Below are 19,731 nucleotides of genomic sequence, written 5' to 3'. Positions count from 1 at the left end.
GGCGGCAATCCGGCGTCCAGCGCCGCATCCCGCTCCCGGGTACGGACGGCTACATACCGTTCGAACGCCTCAATGGTCCACGCCGTGAGCGAGGGGTGGGCAGGTGCGGTACGTCCACGGATTGAGCCACGAGTCTGGCGCAATTCTTCGACTACACGTCCAGGGTGCCAACGCCTGTGCTCCCATAGGTCCAACGCCGCGAAAAGAGGGCCGGCGCCGAAGTCCTCGAGCAACTTGGGGTGTTCACCCGCGAGGGGGGCCGGCGGCGCGTCAGGGGCGTCCAGAGGGCGCGCACCGAGGAGCGGTCGAACCGCGGTGCGCAGGTGGGACGGGCAGGCGTCGGGGTCTGTCCGGGCATGGGTGGAACTGACCTTGACCAGCCAGCCTTCGCCGGTGGTTCCGAGTGGATTTTCCACGACTCCCCTTGATCAGGGCGGGCACAGACGCGGTGGCCCACAAGGGTGGACCACCGAAGCACTCAAACAGCATGGCACACTCTGTGAACTCTGTCGTCGGACGCCCAACCCTCAATGCAATTCACGATAGGGTGCGCTTCCAAGCAGGGCACGCGAGGACTACAGAGGGGCGCATCGAGTGGCAGCGGGGTGGGAGGAGGTGCGGGCGGGGGAGTTGATCGACGGCCGCTACGAACTCGTCGAGCTGACCGGCAAGGGGGGTATGGCCCAGATCTGGCGGGCCCACGAGCTACGGGTCGATCGACAAGTGGCCGTGAAATTTCTACGCCTGGACACCGAGGACCTGCGCCAGCTCGACAGCAGGGAACGCGATAGGGAAATTCGCCATCGGTGCGTCAGGTTCATGCGCGAAGCCCGGCTTCTCGCCCGGCTCGAGCACCGCAACATCCCCGAGCAGTACGCCTTTGACACTCACGGTGATGTCCCCTTCCTGGTCATGTATTACGTGGCAGGAATCAACCTGCGCGCGTTCCTGAAGGACTACACGCCCTTGACCTGTGCCGTCGCCGTATCGGTCGCGGCGCAGATCTGTGCCGCGTTCGTCCACGCCCACGAGCGCAGCGTGTTGCACCGGGACCTGAAGCCGGAGAACCTGATGATTTCCAATTCGGGTCTGGCGTTCCTGATCGATTTCGGGATCGGCAAGGAACTCGGCATCGAGTCCACCCTCACTCAACCGGGCTCCACCCTCGGCACACCGGGCTACCAGGCACCGGAACAGATCCAGGGCGAAGAGGCCACAACGGCGACGGACGTGTACTCGTTCACCTGCGTCCTCTACGAACTCCTCACCGGGAGGCCCCCGTTCATCGCCAACAGACGGGATGGATCAGTGCAGACCCAACATCTGCGTACGATGCCGCTGCGCCCGAGTGACCTCGTGGCGGGTATTCCCCGCGCGCTCGACGATCTAGTCCTGTGGGGACTCACCAAGGCCCCGGAGGAGCGTCCGAGCATGAGGCAGATCCTCGATGTCCTGAACAGGCTCACCCCGTTGCCCGGCGACCCTGAGCCCGAGCCGTGGCTCCGCTACGACCCCACCCGCCCCTTCCGCTTGCCCGAGAAGTTCACCGACACGGCCCGAACCCCCTTGCAGAGGGCCACAGAGTGCGTCGAGAATGCCGAGGATGCCGGATGGCTTGATCCGAACGCGGTCGAGCTGCTCTGCTCGGCGGCCGAACGTGAGCTGGGTGAAGGTGAGCCCGGAGACGCGGTGAGCGAACTCACCGGGCTCAGGTCGCGGGTTCGCGAGGAATGGGGACGTCGCCCGCTGGTCCGGAAGGTCTGGGAACGGGTTGCCGGGGGGCTCTGGCTCGAGGGCGACTTCGATGCCGCCGCACGTCTGTACGAGGACATCGCGCACGATCTGGTCCGCGGGAGCAACCCCAGGGAGCGAGCCGACAGAACCGTGTTCGGTCTGCGTGCCGCCCGGTGCCGGGCGGAGTTCGACGGCGACACCGAGGCAGCGATCAAGGTGATCATGGAAGCCGGATATATGGCAGGGATGCTGCCCGAGCCGTACGCCATGCAGGTGGGAACAGAATGCAGCGAGGCGGCCGACCACATCTCCGAACTCCTGGCCGCCCGAGCCGACGAGCCGCCGCGCCCCGGCACGGCGCCCGGGCGGGAATGACGTCGCACGGGCACCCAGAACCCTGGCCTATTCCCCGTACGCCAGGCGCCCCGCCGCGAGTTCATCGCCAAGGTCCTGACCCAGCTTTCTGGCGACGGTGCCCAATCGGTCGGCCAACCGCTCGAAGGCGGCCAGATGTCGAAACGCCTCGCTGTATCGCTGCTGTTCCGCCAAGGTGAGTCGGCGCACTTGGAGGCGACGCACATCGATACGGGAAGAGCTGGAAGCATGGGTTCCGGCATGTCGTGCGTTGGCCGGTGCCTTGAGTGAGCCGGCCAAGAACCAACGGTCGAGCACGTGTGGATCAGCCCGGAGGGCATGGATCTGCGGTCCCACCGCTATAGGCGGACCTTCGTGCACCCATGCCGAGAACTCCCTGGCGATACCGACGACCACCACATCCCCGGCTTCAACGACGACGGCATCGTCCGGATGGGCCCACCCGCTGGGTGAGCCGTCCAGCAGCAAATCGGAAAGGCTCAGCAGCGGAATCCTGTCGTGAGGGGGTTCCGACACGACCGCTTCGGACTGGTGGCGGCCCGAACGGAGGGTGAGCGCCCCCGCCCGGAGGAGCTCGCCGACGGTGGTATTCGGCTGGTCCGCTGTGCCACTGGTGAAGTCGAGGGCCGTCAAACAGGCCTTTTCGGCCTGGAGGCCTTCAAGCAAGGCGCCGACCTCGCTCCACGAGTCCGTGACCCGGGCTCCGGCGTCTCCAGGTGACGCCGTGATGTGACGACCGGGAGTGAGGTCGACCTCGTCGTCGAGAAGGTCGATGATGGGGACGGTCGCAGCCCAGGTAGCAGCGTCGGCGTCGCCCCCCCGGCCGTTCTTTGCCCCTTCGGCCGCTCCGTCATCCGTCACGCCCACGACGGAGCGGACAAAGGCACGGAGCTCACTCCATTCCGGCCCGTCTTCCCGGGCCTCGGACCGGGGAAATCGGGCGGCTGCGTCGACCAGGAGGAGTTCACCCGGCCCAGTAGGGGTTTCCCCCACAGCAGGTCGCCGAAGCACCCACACATGCAACGAGAGGCTGTGCGGTGCGGCAGTTCCGGGCGGGAGCGCCACCACGGCCCGCAGCGCGCCCGTGCGCAGCAACGACCCACGAAGTCTCCGGCCGGCCTTGCGGGCGGCCACAGCCGGTGGGAGCAGCAGTACGGCCCCACCTCCGGGGCGGAGTCGGGCGAGGCAGTGCTGAACCCATGCGAGCTCGGGCTCGGTACGAGGTGGCGTACCGTGCACCCATCGAATGTCGGCGGCAAGATGCTCATACCCCCAATCCCTTTCGTTGGAGGGTGGATTGCAGAGCACCAGGTCCGCCTGCGCACCGATGAGCGGATCCGATCGGAGGGAGTCTCCGGGCGTGATCACGGGCTTGGGCGACATGCTCCCGGAGCGTGGCAGCAGTGTGAGCCGCACTTCGCAGAGAGCGAAGAGCACTGGATCAATGTCGCAACCGACGAGCGCGGCGGGCCTGTTCAGCGCTGCGGGAACGGCCGTTGCAGCAGAGGCCAGCAGGTGCCCGGTGCCGCACGCCGGGTCGAGCACCGTAACGATGCCCTTGTCGGCATCATCAGCGGCAAGCTCGCACACCCACAGCGCGAGATCGGCCATGAGATCGGCCAGCGGCTCGGGAGTGATGGCGATCTGACGTACATACCTGTCCAGCCAACGTTGCAGGAGAAACGTGAAGACACCGGACCGGTCCTCACGTCGCCCCAACTCCACAGCAGCTCGCACCGCGTCCGACCCGACGCCGTCAAGCCCAATGCCGCTGTCCTCCCCGCCCGCGAGCAGCCGTCCCGCCAGGGCAATGGCGCGTCCGGATTTGTCGCGATCACCCAGAGCGTCAAACCGGGGCCAGAGCCATTCTCGGCTCGCGACCTTTCCCAGTTTCCTATTGTCCCTGAGCCATTTCTCCACGTCTGCCAGGGAGAAGTACGGACTCACGTCGGTGCCACCGATACGCGTCGGGAAGGTACTGTGCCGACGACGCCAGTTGCTCACTGCGGCCCGTCCCACCCCCGCGAGCCGGGCAATCTCGGCCAAGGTCACCGGTACGACGGAAGGGGAGGTCATTACTTCTCCAGAGACGTCGGGCGCACGGGACCGGAGCATCGGTCGGCAGGGTCGCTTGAGCGACTACCCTCGCATTTCCCCGGCCTGGAGCCAAGCTAGCGCGTGTTGACTTAGTTCACACCCTTCAGCTGCAGCCCTGCGCAGCCCTCTGCGGACCAGCCCGCACCAGCACATGCGTCCGCCGAGGCACGGACGGAGAGAAGGATGACGTGAACAACACCGCCCGCACCTGGCGCCTCATCAGGCCAGGCGACCTACTTCACCGGCTCCAGAATCGCCACGCACTCCACATGGTGCGTCATCGGGAACAAATCGAACGCTCGCAGGGTCCGGACGCGGTAGCCGCCGTCGCGGAAGTAGCCCAGGTCTCGGGCCAGGGCGGCCGGGTCGCAGGCGACGTAGGCGATGCGGCGGGCGCCCAGGGTGGTCAGCTGCTTGACCGTGGACTTGCCGGCGCCCGCGCGGGGCGGGTCCAGGACGATGAGGTCGCATTCGGTGATGCCGGTGCGGGGCAGGACCTGCTCGACCTTGCCGTGTTCGATGCGGACCCGGTCCAGGTCGCGGAGGTTGTGCCGGGCGTCCTCGACCGCGCGCTTGCCGGACTCGATGCCGAGCACCGCGCCCTTCTCGCCGATGCGCTGGCCGATCGCGCCGGCGAAGAGGCCGACGCCGCAGTACAGGTCGAGGGCGGTGTCGTTCTTGCGGGGCAACAGGCCCTGCATGACCGCGCGGACCAGGGTGTCCGCGGCCTTGGGGTGGACCTGCCAGAAGCCGCCGGAGCCGACGCGGTACGTGCGGTCGTCGGCGCGTTCGCGGACGAAGGCGCGGCCGTGGACACGGTGCACCCCGCCGTCGCGTTCGTCGACGCGCAGGACGGAGACCGGCTTGTCCAGCTCGACCAGGGGGAGGCGGCCGCCCGGCCGGGGGGTGAGGATGACCTGGCGGTCGTGGGAGCCGGTGGCGACGATCGCCTCGACGGTCGCCATCTGCGGCCAGTCCTGCTGCTCGACGCCCAGCTCGGAGACGCCCGGCGCGGCGATCATGCAGTGGTCGACGATCTCGATGTCGTGCGAGCGGTGCTTGCGCAGGCCGACGCGGCCGTCCGCGTCGATGGCGTACTGGACGCGGGTCCGCCAGGCGGGCACCTCGCCCGCCGGGAGCTTGTCGCCCTCGGCCGGTACGACCGTGCCGTCCCAGCCGGCCTCCTCCGGGGTGAGGCCCGCCAGGCGCTGGAGCTGTTCGGCGACGACCTCGCCCTTGAGGCGGCGCTGGGCACCCGGCTTGGCGTGCTGCCAGTCGCAGCCGCCGCACTTGCCGGGGCCCGCGAAGGGGCAGGGGGCCGGCACCCGGTCCTTGGACGCCTCGATGATCTCCACCGCGTCCGCGCGCAGGAAGCGCGAGTCCGCGGAGCCGTCGGTGATCCGGGCGACGACCTTCTCGCCGGGGAGCGTGTGGCGGACGAACAGGACCCGGCCCTCGTCGGTGCGCGCGATGCAGTGGCCGCCGTGCGCGACCGGGCCGACCTCGACCTCGTACTCCCGTCCGACCAGCGACTCCGGCTGTGTCTCCCCGGTCTGCGGCGACGTGGATTCGTTCTGCATGAGGGGATGGCTCCAGGGAGGGAAGGGGGACGGCCGGCGGCCGGACGACAACCTACGAGTCTACGTGGGTGTGGCCGGGCCGCCGACCACGGACGGCTCCCCCGTCTCAGCCCCCTCAGCGCCTCAGCCCTTGGGTGTCGGCTCCTTGGAGTGGCGGCGCTCCACCGGTCCCCGGCGTACCGAGCCCGGAGCCGACCAGTTGGCGCGCTTGCGGGCGCGCTTCTTGGCCGCCTCGGAGGACTCCAGCTGGTACGGGACCGAGGTGACCATCACACCGGGTGTGAAGAGCAGCCGGCCCTTGAGCCGCAGGGCGCTCTGGTTGTGCAGCAGATGCTCGTACCAGTGGCCGACGACGTACTCCGGGATGTACACGCTCACGACGTCGCGCGGGCTCTCCCGGCGCAGGCCCTTGACGTACTCGATGACCGGGCGGGTCACCTCGCGGTACGGCGAGTCGAGGATCTTCAGCGGCACGTTGATGCCGCGCCGCTCCCAGTCCTCCCGCAGGGCCTTCGTCTCGGCCGCGTCCACACTGATGGAGAGCGCCTCCAGATGGTCCGTACGGATCAGCTTGGCGTAGGCCAGGGCGCGCAGGGTGGGGCGGTGGAGCTTGGAGACGAGCACGATGGCGTGGACCCGCGAGGGGCGGATGGACTCGTCCGGGGACGTCTCGTCGGCGGCGATCTCCTCGGCGACCCGGTCGTAGTGCTTACGGATCGCAGTCATCGTGCCGTAGAAGATCACCATGCCGAGCAGCGCCACCCAGGCGCCGTGGGTGAACTTGGTGGCGAGGACGACGACGAGCACCAGACCGGTGAAGAAGGCGCCGAAGGTGTTGATCGCGCGGGAGCGGATCATGCGGCGGCGCTTGGCCTGGTCCTTCTCGACGGCGAGGTGGCGGTTCCAGTGCCGGACCATGCCCGTTTGGCTGAGCGTGAAGGAGACGAACACGCCGACGATGTACAGCTGGATGAGCCGGGTCGAGTCGGCGCCGTAGACGACCACGAGCGCGATCGCCGCGCCGGCCAGCAGCACGATGCCGTTGGAGAAGGCGAGCCGGTCGCCGCGGGTGTGCAGCTGGCGGGGCAGGTAGCGGTCCTGGGCGAGGATCGAGCCGAGCAGCGGGAAGCCGTTGTACGCGGTGTTCGCGGCCAGGAAGAGGACGAGGGCGGTGGCGGCGGCGAGGATCACGAAGAAGAACGTGCCGTCGCCGAAGACCGCGGCGGCGACCTGGGAGATGACCGGGTCCTGGACGAAGCCGGAGCCGACCGGCCGGCCGTCGCTGATCAGGTCCTTCGCCGGGTTCTCGGCCATCTTGACGTCGGTGGCCATGGCCAGCGCGATGATGCCGCAGAACATGGTGACGGCCAGCAGGCCCATCATCGCCAGCGTGGTCGCGGCGTTCTTGCTCTTCGGCTTGCGGAACGCGGGTACGCCGTTGCTGATCGCCTCGACGCCGGTGAGCGCCGCACAGCCGGAGGAGAAGGCGCGCAGCAGCAGGAAGACCAGCGCGAAGCCGGCCAGCCCCTGGTGCTCGGCCTTGATGGTGTAGCCGGAGGTGGGGGCGTGCATGGTGTCGCCGAGGACGAGCCCGCGGAAGGCGCCCCACAGGAGCATGATGAAGACGCCGGCCACGAAGAGGTACGTGGGGATGGCGAAGAGCTTGCCGGACTCCTTGACCCCGCGCAGGTTCATCAGGGTCAGCAGCACGATGGCCGCGACCGCGCACGCCGTCTTGTGCTCGACGACGAAGGGGATCGCGGAGCCCAGGTTCTCCACGCCGGAGGCGATCGACACGGCGACGGTCAGCACGTAGTCGACCAGCAGGGCGCTGGCCACGGTCAGCCCGGCCTTGGGCCCCAGGTTGGTGGTGGCGACCTCGTAGTCGCCACCACCGCTGGGGTAGGCGTGCACGTTCTGCCGGTAGGAGGCGACGACCGTGAACATCAGGACGACGACCGCGACGGCGATCCAGGGACTGAAGTGGTACGCCGACACGCCCGCGATGGACAGCACCAGAAGGACTTCTCCGGGTGCGTACGCCACCGAGGACAGCGGGTCGGACGCGAAGACGGGGAGGGCGATGCGCTTGGGGAGGAGCGTCTCCCCCAGCTTGTCGCTGCGCAGCGCCCGCCCGATCAGAATCCGTTTGGGCACGTCGGTCAGTTTGGACACGCTGAGGATCGTAAGGGTTCCGTATGGAGCCCGCCCCCGCCTGACGGGCGTGGCCCGCCAATCTCCTGCACTCGGCCGGAAACGCCGCGGAATCCTTAACGCAATCCTTGCGCCGCGCCCGCCGCAGGAGGTGTCGCGAGTGGTCCGGGCCACTTCGGCGCGACCCCGGCCGCCGCGCGGGGGGCCACTCGGATGAGGCGCCGCGACGGGCCCGGCATAAGCTCAATGCTGGGCGACGGGGCACCCCGTTGCCCCGTTGTTTGCCCGGCCAGCCGAGGAAAGAGTGTGAGCAGGGTGTTTTCGCAGGTCAGCCGGAAGACCAGGACTGCGAGGTAGGCGCAAGGTGCACATCGTCATCATGGGCTGCGGGCGAGTGGGAGCCGCTCTCGCGCAGACCCTGGAGCAGCAGGGGCACACGGTCGCCGTCATCGACCGGGACCCCACGGCGTTCCGGCGCCTCGGCTCCGGCTTCGGCGGACGCCGCGTCACCGGGGTCGGATTCGACCAGGACACCCTGCGGGACGCGGGGATCGAGGAGGCCGGCGCGTTCGCCGCGGTGAGCAGCGGCGACAACTCCAACATCATCGCGGCCCGCGTGGCGCGCGAGATGTTCGGCATCGAGAACGTGGCGGCCCGGATCTACGACCCGCGCCGGGCCGAGGTGTACCAGCGCCTGGGCATTCCCACGGTCGCCACCGTGCGCTGGACGGCGGACCAGATGCTGCGCCGGCTGCTGCCCTCGGGCGCGGAGCCGCTGTGGCGCGACCCGAGCGGCGGGGTGCAGCTCGCGGAGGTGCACACGACCCCGTCCTGGATCGGCCACAAGATCAGCACGCTCCAGGAGGAGACGGGCGTACGCGTCGCCTTCCTCACCCGGTTGGGCGAGGCCATGCTGCCGTCGTCGCAGACGGTGCTCCAGGAGGGCGACCTCGTCCACGTGATGATGCGTACGGACGAGATCGCGAAGGTCGAGGCGGCCTTCGCCGAGGGCCCCGAGGAGGGCGGTCACTGATGCGTGTCGCGATTGCCGGGGCCGGTGCGGTGGGGCGTTCCATCGCGGGCGAACTGCTGGAGAACGGGCACGAGGTGCTGCTCGTGGACAAGGCGCCGACCGCCATCTCGGTGGAGCGGGTGCCGATGGCCGAGTGGCTGCTGGCGGACGCCTGTGAGATCACGTCGCTGGACGAGGCGGCGCTGCAGCGCTGCAACGTCGTGATCGCGGCGACGGGTGACGACAAGGTGAACCTGGTCGTCTCGCTGCTGGCGAAGACCGAGTACGGCGTGCCGCGCGTCGTCGCGCGGGTGAACAACCCGAAGAACGAGTGGCTGTTCAACGAGGCGTGGGGCGTCGATGTGGCGGTCTCCACGCCGCGTCTGATGTCGGCGCTGGTCGAGGAGGCGGTGAGTGTCGGCGATCTGGTCCGGCTGCTGCGCTTCAGCCACGGCGACGCGAACCTGGTGGAGCTGACGCTGCCGCCGGAGTCGGCGCTCGCGGGTACGCAGGTCGGGGACGTCGCCTGGCCGGAGGACACCTCGCTGGTGACGATCATCCGGGGTCAGCGGGTGCTGACGCCGAGCCCGGAGGAGAGCCTGGAGGCGGGTGACGAGCTGCTGTTCGTGGCCGCGCAGGCGCGCGAGGAGCAGTTGGAGGATCTGCTGTCGGTGCGCCGGGGCGATCCGGAGGACTGAGTACGCGGAACCGGAGGACCGAGTACGCGGAAGGGGCCCGTCACCGGTGGTGACGGGCCCCTTTCCATGAGCGTCAGGCGTCCTGGCTCCGGGCGGTTTCGGCGGCGGCCTTGCGGGCCTTCTCGGCTTCTTCCTCCGCCTCCATCTCGGCGAAGACGTCGATGGGCGGCGGCGCCTTGGCGAGGAACACCCAGGTCAGGTAGACGGCGAGCAGGAACGGCGGGATCTTGAGGGCGACCAGGACCCAGCCGAGCTGGGTGGTGTCGGCCCACCAGTACAGCGGGAAGAGGACCGCCGACTTGGCGAGGAGGATCAGCCCCCAGGCGTAGCTGGCCTTGACGTACGCCTTCTTGCGGCCGGGGTTACGGGTGCGCCAGGAGAGGTTCTCCTTGAAGACCGGGCCCAGGATGAGGCCGATCAGCGGCAGTCCGGCGGCCGCGGTGACCAGGTACGCCGCGGCGAGGCCGAGGGTGTAGAGCATGCCCGGCAGGTAGAAGTCCTTGGCGTTGCCCGTCATCTTGGCGAAGACCACACCGAAGGCCACGCCGAAGACGCCGCTGAAGGCGTGCTTGACGGTGTCCTTGCGGATGAGCCGCACGGCGAACAGCACCAGCGACACCGCGACGGCCGCGATGGCCGAGTTGGTGAGGTTCTTGTCGATGGTGAAGATCGTGACGAAGAGCAGTCCGGGCAGGACCGTCTCCACCATGCCCCTCACGCCGCCGAACGCCTCGAAGAGAGCGGCCTCGGTGACCGCCCTGCTGTCGGCGTCCTGCTGGTCGGTGGTGCGGTCCGTGTCGGACGTCGGCTTGTCGAGAGACGTCACCGGCTACTCCTTGCCGAGCGGTCGGAGTTCGTATTTGGGGTTGAACAGCACCCGGCGGCCGTGGCTCATGGCGATCCGGCCGGAGGCGATGAGCTTGCGGCCCGGTTCTATGCCCACGATGGAGCGGCGGCCGAGCCAGACCACGTCGAGCGGCGCGGTGCCGTCGAAGAGCTCCGCCTCCAGGGCGGGCACTCCGGCGCGCGGCCGCAGGGTGACCGTCCGCAAGGTACCAGTCACCTTGACGATCTGGCGGTCGGTGCACTCGGAGATGCGGGTGCACCCCGATGCCTGTGTGTCCTCCTCCAGCTCCTCGCACTCCAGGTCCTGCTGGGAGCTGGAAAGCCGGTCCAGCATCCGGCGGAAGCGCCCGGACGGCCGGTCGCCCTTGTGGGGCTTCTCGGATCGGGGAACAGCACTCATACCCGAAGGGTACCGGTCCCGCGGGCGCGTGGCGGGTGGCCGCCGTCTCACTCGAACGAAGGACTGTGCGCGGTCGTCTCGGGGGCGGGCGACGGTTTCAGGCGCGCTCGAAGCGGTAACCCATGCCGGGCTCGGTGACGAAGTGGCGGGGATGGGAGGGATCGGCCTCCAGCTTGCGCCGCAGCTGGGCCATGTAGACCCGCAGATAGTTGGTCTCGGTGCCGTACGAGGGGCCCCAGACCTCCTGGAGGAGCTGGCGCTGGCTGACGAGCCGGCCGCCGTTGCGGACCAGGACCTCCAGCAGATGCCACTCGGTGGGGGTGAGCCGTACGTCGCGGCCGTCGCGGTGGACCTTCTTGGCGGCCAGGTCGACGGTGAAGCCCGCGGTCTCCACGACGACGGCCTGGTCCCCGCCGTCCGGCCCGACCGGCTCCGCCCGGCGCACGGCGGCACGCAGCCTGGCCAGCAGCTCGTCCATGCCGAACGGCTTGGTCACGTAGTCGTCGGCCCCCGCGTCCAGCGCCTCGACCTTCTCGTCGGAGGTGTGGCGGGCCGAGAGCACCAGGATCGGGACGCGGGTCCAGCCGCGCAGGCCCCGGATCACGTCCACGCCGTCCATGTCGGGCAGCCCGAGGTCCAGGACGACGACGTCGGGGTGGCGGGCGGCGGCGAGCTGGAGGGCGGTGGCCCCGTCGGGCGCGGCGTCCACCTCGTACTTGCGCGCCTTCAGGTTGATCACGAGGGCACGCACGATCTGCGGCTCGTCGTCGACCACTAGCACGCGGGTCATCGCGGTCCTGCCTTTCTGCTGGGCGTACGTCGTTGCGCGGAGCGGTCCGCCGGTCATGAGGTGGGACGCGCGGTCATGAGGTGACCCGCGCGGGCAGGCCGGGGGCGGCGGGGGCGTGGCCCGGTGCCGCCTTGACGGTGAGGACCATGGTGAGGCCGCCGCCGGGGGTGTCCTCGGCGTCCAGCGTGCCGCCCATGGATTCGGCGAAACCGCGGGCAACCGCGAGGCCGAGGCCGACCCCGGCCCCGCGCGGGGCGTCCCCGTAGCGCTGGAAGGGTTCGAAGATGCGTTCCTTGCCCTCGTCGGGCACGCCCCGGCCCCGGTCGGCGACCCGGAGTTCGACGCGGTCGCCGTGCGCGCTGGCCGCCACGGTGACGCGGTCGCCGTCGGGGCTGTACTTGACGGCGTTCTCCACGATGTTGGCGACGGCCCGTTCCAGGAGGCCGGGATCGACGGCGACCATGGGCAGCGTCTCGGGGATGTCCAGGTCGACGCTGTCCTCGGGGACGCCGCCCAGGGCCATCGGCACCACCTCGTCCAGGTCGATCTCGCGGATGAGCGGGGTGACGGTGCCGGTCTGGAGGCGGGACATGTCCAGGAGGTTGCCGACGAGGTGGTCGAGGCGGTCGGCGCCGTCCTCGATGCCTTCGAGGAGTTCCGCCTCGTCGTCCTCGGACCAGGCGACGTCGTCGGAGCGCAGGGAGGAGACGGCGGCCTTGATCGCGGCGAGCGGGGTGCGCAGATCGTGGCTGACGGCGGCCAGGAGCGCGGTCCTGATGCGGTTGCCCTCGGCGAGTCTGCGGGCCTCCTCGGCCTCGTCCACCAGGCGTTCGCGTTCCAGGACGACGGCGGCCTGGGCGGCGAACGCGCCGAGCACCCGGCGGTCCTCGGCGGGCAGCACCCGGCCGGTCAGCGCGAGCGCCATGTGGTCGCCGACCGGCATGTCCACATCGGCGTCCTCGGGCCGGGCGGCCGGGGCCGGGCCGACGCTCCCGGCGCAGGTCCAGGGATCGACGTCGCTGCGCCGCTCCAGCAGGGCGACGGAGCCCATGCCGAAGGTCTCGCGGACCCGGTCCAGGAGCGCGGGCAGCGTGGTCTCGCCGCGCAGCACGCTGCCGGCCAGGAAGGACAGGATCTCGGCCTCCGCGCGCAGCCGGGCGGCCTGGTGGGTGCGGCGGGCCGCGAGATCCACCACGGAGGCCACCGCGACGGCCACCGCGAAGAAGATCACGATGGCGACGAAGTTCTCCGGGTCCTGGACGGTGAGGGTGTGGGTGGGTGGGGTGAACCAGTAGTTGAGGAGCAGCGAGCCGGCGGCGGCCGAGGCGAGGGCGGGCAGCAGTCCGCCGATGAGGGCGGCGCCGACGGTCATGAAGAGGAAGAGCAGGACGTCGTTGGCGAGGCCGGGGCCGCTCTCCAGGGCCTTGAGGAGGACGGCGAGGAGGACGGGGCCGCCGACGCCGACCGCCCAGCCCCAGATGATGCGGGCGCGGCCGAGGCGGGCGCCGCGCGCCATCGGCAGGCCCCGGCCCTTGGCGACCTCGCCGTGGGTGACGATGTGGACGTCGAGGTCGGTGCCGGACTCGCGGGCGACGGTGGCGCCGACGCCTGGTCCGTAGATGTACTGCCAGGTCTTGCGGCGGCTGGAGCCGAGGACGATCTGGGTGGCGTTGACGCCGCGCGCGAATGCCAGGAGCGCGGAGGGTATGTCGTCGCCGATGACGTGGTGGAAGGTGCCGCCCAGGTCCTCGACGAGGGTGCGCTGGACGGTCAGCTCCTTGGGCGATGCCGCGGTCAGTCCGTCGCTGCGGGCGATGTAGACGGCGAGGATCTCGCTGCCGGAGCCCTTGGCCGCCATGCGCGCGGCGCGGCGGATGAGGGTGCGGCCCTCGGGGCCCCCGGTGAGGCCGACGACGATGCGTTCGCGGGCCTGCCAGGTGGTGCGGATGTTGTGCTCGCCCCGGTACTGCTGGAGGTATTCGTCGACCCGGTCGGCGACCCAGAGGAGGGCCAGTTCGCGCAGGGCGGTGAGGTTGCCGGGGCGGAAGTAGTTGGAGAGGGAGGCGTCGATCCGGTCCGGTTTGTAGATGTTGCCGTGGGCCATGCGGCGGCGCAGGGCCTGGGGCGACATGTCGACCAGTTCGAGCTGGTCGGCGCGGCGGACGACCTCGTCGGGCACGGTCTCGCGCTGGCGTACGCCGGTTATGGACTCGACGACGTCGCCCAGGGATTCCAGGTGCTGGATGTTGACCGTGGAGACGACGTCGATGCCGGCCTGGAGGAGTTCCTCGACGTCCTGCCAGCGCTTGGCGTTGCGGGAGCCGGGCACATTGGTGTGGGCGAGCTCGTCCACCAGGGCGACGGCCGGGGCGCGCTCCAGGACGGCGTCGACGTCCATCTCGGTGAACAGGGCCGTGCGGTGCTCCATCTCCCGGCGGGGCACCATTTCCAGGCCGTGCAGCATGGTCTCGGTGCGCGGCCGGTCGTGGTGCTCGACGAAGGCGACGACGCAGTCGGTGCCCCGCTCGACGCGCCGGTGCGCCTCGGCGAGCATCGCGTACGTCTTGCCGACGCCGGGTGCCGCCCCGAGGTAGATCCGAAGTTTGCCGCGCCCCATGGCCCCATTGTCTTCCGAAACCGGCGGCCGCCGTCCTGGCGGCCCTGGTTCGAAAGTACCTGGTGGATTTCCGGCATATCGGACGGGGGGTGGGAAGGCGGCGGGAATTGACACAACCCTGATACGGGGCCCGGCCCGCCGGTCAGTGCTCGATGATGTGCCCGTCGCTGAGCTCCAGCACGCGGTCGGCGAGGCCGAGCAGCTGGGCGTCGTGGGTGGCGACGAGCGCGGTGACGTTCTCGCTGTGCACGACGGCGCGCAGCAGCTCCATCACCGCGAGCCCGGTCTCCTGGTCGAGCTGCCCGGTGGGCTCGTCCGCGATCAGCAGGGCGGGCCGGTTGGCGAGCGCGCGGGCGATGGCCACCCGCTGCTGCTGGCCGCCGGACATCTCGCCGGGGCGCTGCGCCGCGTGGTCGGCGAGGCCGACGAGGGAGAGCAGCAGCGACACCCGCTTCTCGCGCTCGCGGGGGTCGGCCTTGCGCAGCCGCAGGGGTACGCCGACGTTCTCCGCCGCCGTGAGGATCGGGATCAGGCCGAAGGACTGGAAGATGAAGCCGATGCGGTCCCGGCGCAGTTCCAGCAGCCCGTTCTCGCCGAGGGTGGAGAGGTCGGTGCCGTCCACGGTGATCCGGCCGCCGTCCGGGCTGTCGAGGCCGCCGACGAGGTTGAGCAGGGTGGTCTTGCCGGAGCCGGAGCGGCCCTTGAGGGCGACCAGCTCGCCGCGCGGCACCTCGAAGGAGACGCCGCGCAGCGCGTGCACGGCGCCCGCGCCGGAGCCGTAGGAGCGGTGCAGGTCCTCGACGCGCACCATCGGGCCGTCGGCGAGGGCCGTCCCGGCGCCCCCGCCGGTGGTCGTGTCGGCGCTGTTCTCGGTCATGTCGCTCCCCCGTGGGTCCTCGGCTGTCGGCCGCCAGTATGTGCAGGTGGCACGGGACGGGGCAATGCCCCGGCTGCGGCTCCGGAGGCATCGCCCCGCCGTTCGGCCCGTCACCAGGCGACGCGGTTCAGCCCGTCGCCAGCCGGCGCAGCGCGACGTTGAGCCGGAGGACGTTGACGCGCGGTTCGCCGATGAAGCCGAGGAGGCGGCCCTCGGTGTGCCGCTCGACGAGTTCGGCGACCCGATCGGCGTCCAGGTGGTTGCGGGCGGCGACGCGGCGGACCTGGAGCTGTGCGTACGCCGGGGAGATGTGGGGGTCGAGCCCGGAGCCGGAGGAGGTGACCGCGTCGGCGGGCACCTGCGCGGGATCGACCGGGTGGCCGGGGACTGAGTTGTCCCGGACGACGGCTTCTCGGGCTGCGGTGACCCGGTCGATCAGCTCCGGGCTGTCGCCGGCCAGGTTGCTGGCGCCGGAGACGAGCAGCGAGTAGCGGGTGTTGCGGGTGTTGGTGCCGAGCCCGGCGGAGGGGCGCGGCTGGAACCAGCGCAGGTCGGGCTGTGCGCTCTCCCCGTCCTCCGTGGCCGGCAGGTCGTAGCGCTGGCCGATGAGGGCGGAGCCGACGACCCGGCCGCCGTCGGTGATCCGGGAGCCGTCCGCGCGGTGCGGCATGAGCGTCTGCGCGGCCCCGGTGACGGCGAGCGGGTAGAGGACGCCGCAGACCAGGGTGAGGACGAGCAGGGCGCGCAGGGCGGCCCAGGCCTGGCGGGCGGGGTTGCGTACGGGTGTGTGCATGGCGGGTCAGCCGATTCCGGGGAGGAGGGAGAGGAGCAGGTCGATGAGCTTGATGCCGGCGAAGGGCGCGATCAGCCCGCCGATGCCGTAGACGGCGAGGTTGCGCCGGAGCAGGGCGGACGCGCCACCGGGCCGGTGGCGTACGCCCCGCAGGGCGAGCGGCACGAGCGCGACGATGATCAGCGCGTTGAAGATCACGGCGGAGAGGATCGCGGTCCGGGGCGAGGACAGGTCCATGATGTTGAGCCGGTCCAGGCCCGGGTACACGGCGGCGAACATCGCGGGGATGATCGCGAAGTACTTCGCGATGTCGTTGGCCAGCGAGAACGTGGTGAGCGCGCCCCGCGTGATCAGCAGCTGCCTGCCGATCTCCACGATCTCGATGAGCTTGGTCGGGTCGGAGTCCAGGTCGACCATGTTCCCGGCCTCCTTGGCGGCCGAGGTCCCGCTGTTCATGGCCACGCCGACATCGGCCTGAGCGAGGGCCGGGGCGTCGTTGGTGCCGTCGCCGGTCATCGCGACGAGCGCGCCGGCGGCCTGCTCCCGCTTGATGAGGGCCATCTTGTCCTCGGGCGTGGCCTCGGCCAGGAAGTCGTCGACTCCGGCCTCCTCGGCGATGGCCTTCGCGGTGAGCGGGTTGTCGCCGGTGATCATGACGGTGCGGATGCCCATCCGGCGCAGCTCGGCGAACCGCTCGGGCATGCCCTCCTTGACGACGTCCTTGAGGTGGACGACGCCCAGGACCCGCGCCCCGCGCTCGTCCTCGACGGCCACCAGGAGCGGAGTGCCGCCCTGCGCCGCGATGCGGTCGGCGCCCCGGCGTGCCTCGTCGGGGACGGTCCCGCCCCGCTCGCGCACCCAGGCGGAGACCGCCCCGGCGGCGCCCTTGCGGACGCTGCGCCCGGCCATGTCCACGCCGGACATGCGGGTGTGTGCGGTGAAGGCGACCCGGGTGGCGCCGCTCAGCTCGTCCGCGCGGGGTTCGCCCTGCCCGTACCGCTCCCCGGCGAGGGCGACCACGGACCGGCCCTCGGGGGTCTCGTCGGCCAGCGAGGCGAGCCGGGCGGCCCGCGCCAGTTCCTCGCCGGTGACCCCGGCGACGGGCAGCAGGGCGGTGGCCCGGCGGTTGCCGTGGGTGATGGTGCCGGTCTTGTCGAGCAGCAGCGTCGAGACGTCCCCGGCCGCCTCGACGGCCCGCCCGGACATCGCGAGCACATTGCGCCGCACCAGCCGGTCCATGCCCGCGATGCCGATCGCGGAGAGCAGCGCGCCGATGGTGGTCGGGATGAGACAGACCAGCAGCGCGGTGAGCACGGCGACGGACTGCTCGCCGCCCGCGTACACGGCGAAGGGCTGGAGGGTGACCACGGCGAGCAGGAAGGCGATCGTCAGGGACGCCAGCAGGATGTTCAGGGCGATCTCGTTGGGCGTCTTCTGCCGGGCGGCGCCCTCCACCAGGGCGATCATCCGGTCGATGAACGTCTCGCCGGGCCGGGTGGTGATCCGGATGACGATGCGGTCGGAGAGCACCTTCGTACCGCCGGTGACGGCGCTGCGGTCGCCGCCGGACTCGCGGATGACGGGGGCGGACTCGCCGGTCACCGCGGACTCGTCCACGCCGGCCACGCCCTCCACGACGTCCCCGTCGCCGGGGACGATGTCGCCCGCCTCGCAGACGACCAGGTCGCCGACGCGCAGCTCGGTGCTGGCGATCCGCTTCTCGCGTCCGCCGGTCAGCCGGCGGGCGACGGTGTCGGTCTTCGCCCGCCGCAGCGCGTCGGCCTGGGCCTTGCCGCGCCCCTCGGCGACGGCTTCGGCGAGGTTGGCGAAGAGCGTGGTCAGCCACAGCCAGCCGGTGATCGCCCAGCCGAACAGGTCGCCGGGGTCGCGGGCGGCGAGCACGGTGGTGACGACGGACCCGGCGAGCACCACGCACATGACGGGTGAGGCGGCCATCGCCCTGGGATGGAACTTGCGCACCGCCCGGGGCAGCGCGGCGAGCAGCGTCCTGGGGTCGGACAGCGCGGCGCCGGTGCGGACCTGCCGCGCGGCCGCCGGTATCGGGGCCGGCTGGGGTGTGGGTGTGGTCATGACGCGAGCCCTTCGGCGAGCGGGCCCAGGGCGAGGGCCGGGAAGTAGGTCAGGCCGGCGACGACCACCACGACCGCGGCGAGCAGTCCGCCGAACAGCGGGGTGTGGGTGGCGAGGGTGCCGGAGTCGGCCGGTACGGGCCGCTGCTCGGCCAGCGAGCCGGCCAGGGCGAGGACGAACACCATGGGCAGGAAGCGGCCCAGCAGCATGGCGAGCCCGATGGTGGTGTTGAACCACGGTGTGTCCGCGTTCAGCCCGGCGAACGCCGAGCCGTTGTTGTTGGCGCCGGAGGTGTAGGCGTACAGGATCTCGGAGAAGCCGTGCGCCCCGGAGTTGGCGGTGGAGTCGGGCGGGGTGGGCAGGGCGACGGCCGCCGCGGTGAAGCCGAGCACCAGGGCCGGGGTGACCAGGAGATAGCAGGCGGCGAGCCGGATCTCGCGGACGCCGATCTTCTTGCCGAGGTATTCGGGTGTGCGCCCGACCATCAGACCGGCGATGAACACGGCGACGAGCGCCATGATCAGCATGCCGTACAGCCCGGAGCCGACGCCGCCGGGGGCGATCTCGCCGAGCTGCATGCCGAGCAGCGTGATGCCGCCGCCGAGGCCGGTGTACGAGGAGTGGAAGGAGTTCACCGCGCCGGTGGAGGTGAGTGTGGTGGCGACGGCGAACAGCGACGAGCCGCCGATGCCGAACCGGGTCTCCTTGCCCTCGGTGGCGCCGCCCGCGAGCTCGAACGCGGGGCCGTGGTGGGCCGACTCGGTCCACATCATCAGCACGGAGAAGCCGAGCCAGAAGACGAGCATGGTGCCCAGGAGCGCGTACCCCTGCCGGACGGAGCCCACCATGCGGCCGAAGGTGCGGGTCAGCGCGAACGGGATGAGGAGGATCAGGAAGATCTCGAAGAGGTTGGACAGGCCGCTGGGGTTCTCGAAGGGGTGGGCCGCGTTGGCGTTGAAGTAGCCGCCGCCGTTGGTGCCCAGCTCCTTGATGGCCTCCTGGGAGGCGACCGCGCCGCCGTTCCATTCCTGGCCGCCGCCGGTGAACTGCCCGACCTCGTGGATGCCGGCGAAGTTCTGTATCGCCCCGCAGGCGACGAGGACGAGCGCGCCGACTGCGGCGAGCGGCAGCAGGACGCGGACGGTGCCGCGCACCAGATCGCACCAGAAGTTGCCGAGTTCCCCGGTGCGGGAGGCGGCGAACCCGCGGACGAGGGCGATCGCGACGGCCATGCCGACGGCGGCGGAGAGGAAGTTCTGCACGGCCAGACCGCCGGTCTGCACGAGGTGGCCCATGGCCTGCTCGCCGGCGTACGACTGCCAGTTGGTGTTCGCGACGAACGAGGCGGCGGTGTTGAACGCCTGGTCGGGGTCGATCGAGGAGAAGCCGAGCGAGCCGGGCAGGACGCCCTGGAGCCGTTGCAGCAGGTACAGGAGGAGGACGCCGACGGCGGAGAAGGCGAGGACGCCGCGCAGATACGCGGCTTGGCGCATCCGCGCGCCGGGGTCGGCGCCGATCGCCCGGTAGATCCACCGCTCGGCCCGCAGATGGCGGGTCGAGGTGTAGACGCGGGCCATGTGGTCGCCGAGCGGGCGGTACGCCAGCCCCAGCGCCACCACGAGCGCGAGGAGCTGGAGCACACCGGAGAGGACGGGGCTCATATCGGC

Annotated in this window: 14 protein-coding genes; 3 read left to right on the top strand and 11 right to left on the bottom strand. The window is 70.7% G+C overall.

Annotated features, from left to right (window positions below; genetic code table 11):
• Positions 1-594: 594 nt before the first annotated feature.
• On the top strand, positions 595-2,109 hold the full coding sequence (locus OG710_RS23640; protein WP_330241082.1) for a serine/threonine-protein kinase: 1,515 nt from the start codon (positions 595-597) through the stop codon (positions 2,107-2,109).
• Positions 2,110-2,136: 27 nt separating this feature from the next.
• Here OG710_RS23640 and OG710_RS23635 read toward each other — a convergent pair whose 3' ends face one another.
• The 3 genes from OG710_RS23635 to OG710_RS23625 all read right to left on the bottom strand — a co-directional run bounded on the left by OG710_RS23635 (position 2,137) and on the right by OG710_RS23625 (position 7,961).
• Positions 2,137-4,185 carry an N-6 DNA methylase gene (locus OG710_RS23635; RefSeq protein ID WP_330241081.1) on the bottom strand — a complete coding sequence of 683 codons (2,049 nt, stop codon included), beginning with the start codon at positions 4,183-4,185 and terminating at the stop codon, positions 2,137-2,139.
• A gap of 254 nt (positions 4,186-4,439) precedes the next feature.
• Complete coding sequence (locus tag OG710_RS23630; RefSeq protein WP_330241080.1) at positions 4,440-5,786, bottom strand: class I SAM-dependent RNA methyltransferase; 1,347 nt, start codon at positions 5,784-5,786, stop codon at positions 4,440-4,442.
• 123 nt (positions 5,787-5,909) lie between these two features.
• Positions 5,910-7,961: an APC family permease gene (locus OG710_RS23625; RefSeq protein WP_330241079.1), complete on the bottom strand. Its 2,052-nt coding sequence runs from the start codon at positions 7,959-7,961 to the stop codon at positions 5,910-5,912.
• A 343-nt stretch (positions 7,962-8,304) separates the two neighbouring features.
• Between OG710_RS23625 and OG710_RS23620 the strand changes: the two genes are divergently transcribed.
• Positions 8,305-8,973, top strand: a complete 669-nt coding sequence (locus tag OG710_RS23620) for a potassium channel family protein (protein ID WP_111338653.1) — start codon at positions 8,305-8,307, stop codon at positions 8,971-8,973.
• The gene (locus OG710_RS23615; protein WP_111338652.1) at positions 8,973-9,650 is read left to right on the top strand and encodes a potassium channel family protein; all 678 of its coding nucleotides are present in this window, start codon (positions 8,973-8,975) and stop codon (positions 9,648-9,650) included. Before OG710_RS23620 ends, OG710_RS23615 begins: the two co-directional genes overlap by 1 nt.
• A gap of 73 nt (positions 9,651-9,723) precedes the next feature.
• Here OG710_RS23615 and OG710_RS23610 read toward each other — a convergent pair whose 3' ends face one another.
• The 8 genes from OG710_RS23610 to kdpA all read right to left on the bottom strand — a co-directional run bounded on the left by OG710_RS23610 (position 9,724) and on the right by kdpA (position 19,725).
• Positions 9,724-10,476, bottom strand: a complete 753-nt coding sequence (locus OG710_RS23610; protein WP_330241078.1) for a DUF3159 domain-containing protein — start codon at positions 10,474-10,476, stop codon at positions 9,724-9,726.
• Positions 10,477-10,479: 3 nt separating this feature from the next.
• Positions 10,480-10,896 (bottom strand): OB-fold nucleic acid binding domain-containing protein, encoded by a 417-nt coding sequence (locus OG710_RS23605; protein WP_199563594.1) that lies wholly within the window; start codon positions 10,894-10,896, stop codon positions 10,480-10,482.
• A gap of 97 nt (positions 10,897-10,993) precedes the next feature.
• Positions 10,994-11,686: a response regulator gene (locus OG710_RS23600; protein ID WP_330241077.1), complete on the bottom strand. Its 693-nt coding sequence runs from the start codon at positions 11,684-11,686 to the stop codon at positions 10,994-10,996.
• 73 nt (positions 11,687-11,759) lie between these two features.
• Entirely contained in the window at positions 11,760-14,303 is a 2,544-nt protein-coding gene (locus OG710_RS23595) for a sensor histidine kinase (RefSeq protein WP_330241076.1), read from the bottom strand.
• A 142-nt stretch (positions 14,304-14,445) separates the two neighbouring features.
• Positions 14,446-15,180 (bottom strand): ABC transporter ATP-binding protein, encoded by a 735-nt coding sequence (locus OG710_RS23590; protein WP_330241075.1) that lies wholly within the window; start codon positions 15,178-15,180, stop codon positions 14,446-14,448.
• A 127-nt stretch (positions 15,181-15,307) separates the two neighbouring features.
• The gene (kdpC, locus tag OG710_RS23585; protein ID WP_330241074.1) at positions 15,308-15,973 is read right to left on the bottom strand and encodes a potassium-transporting ATPase subunit KdpC; all 666 of its coding nucleotides are present in this window, start codon (positions 15,971-15,973) and stop codon (positions 15,308-15,310) included.
• 6 nt (positions 15,974-15,979) lie between these two features.
• Complete coding sequence (gene kdpB, locus OG710_RS23580) at positions 15,980-18,064, bottom strand: potassium-transporting ATPase subunit KdpB (protein ID WP_330241073.1); 2,085 nt, start codon at positions 18,062-18,064, stop codon at positions 15,980-15,982.
• A complete protein-coding gene (kdpA, locus tag OG710_RS23575) occupies positions 18,061-19,725 on the bottom strand; it encodes a potassium-transporting ATPase subunit KdpA (RefSeq protein WP_330241072.1) in 1,665 nt (554 codons plus the stop codon). The genes kdpB and kdpA overlap by 4 nt, the downstream gene beginning before the upstream one ends.
• Positions 19,726-19,731 lie beyond the last annotated feature (6 nt).

Origin of the sequence: Streptomyces sp. NBC_00525 (assembly GCF_036346595.1) — a bacterium.
GTDB lineage: Bacteria > Actinomycetota > Actinomycetes > Streptomycetales > Streptomycetaceae > Streptomyces.
This window is presented reverse-complemented; position numbering and strand designations above follow the sequence as displayed.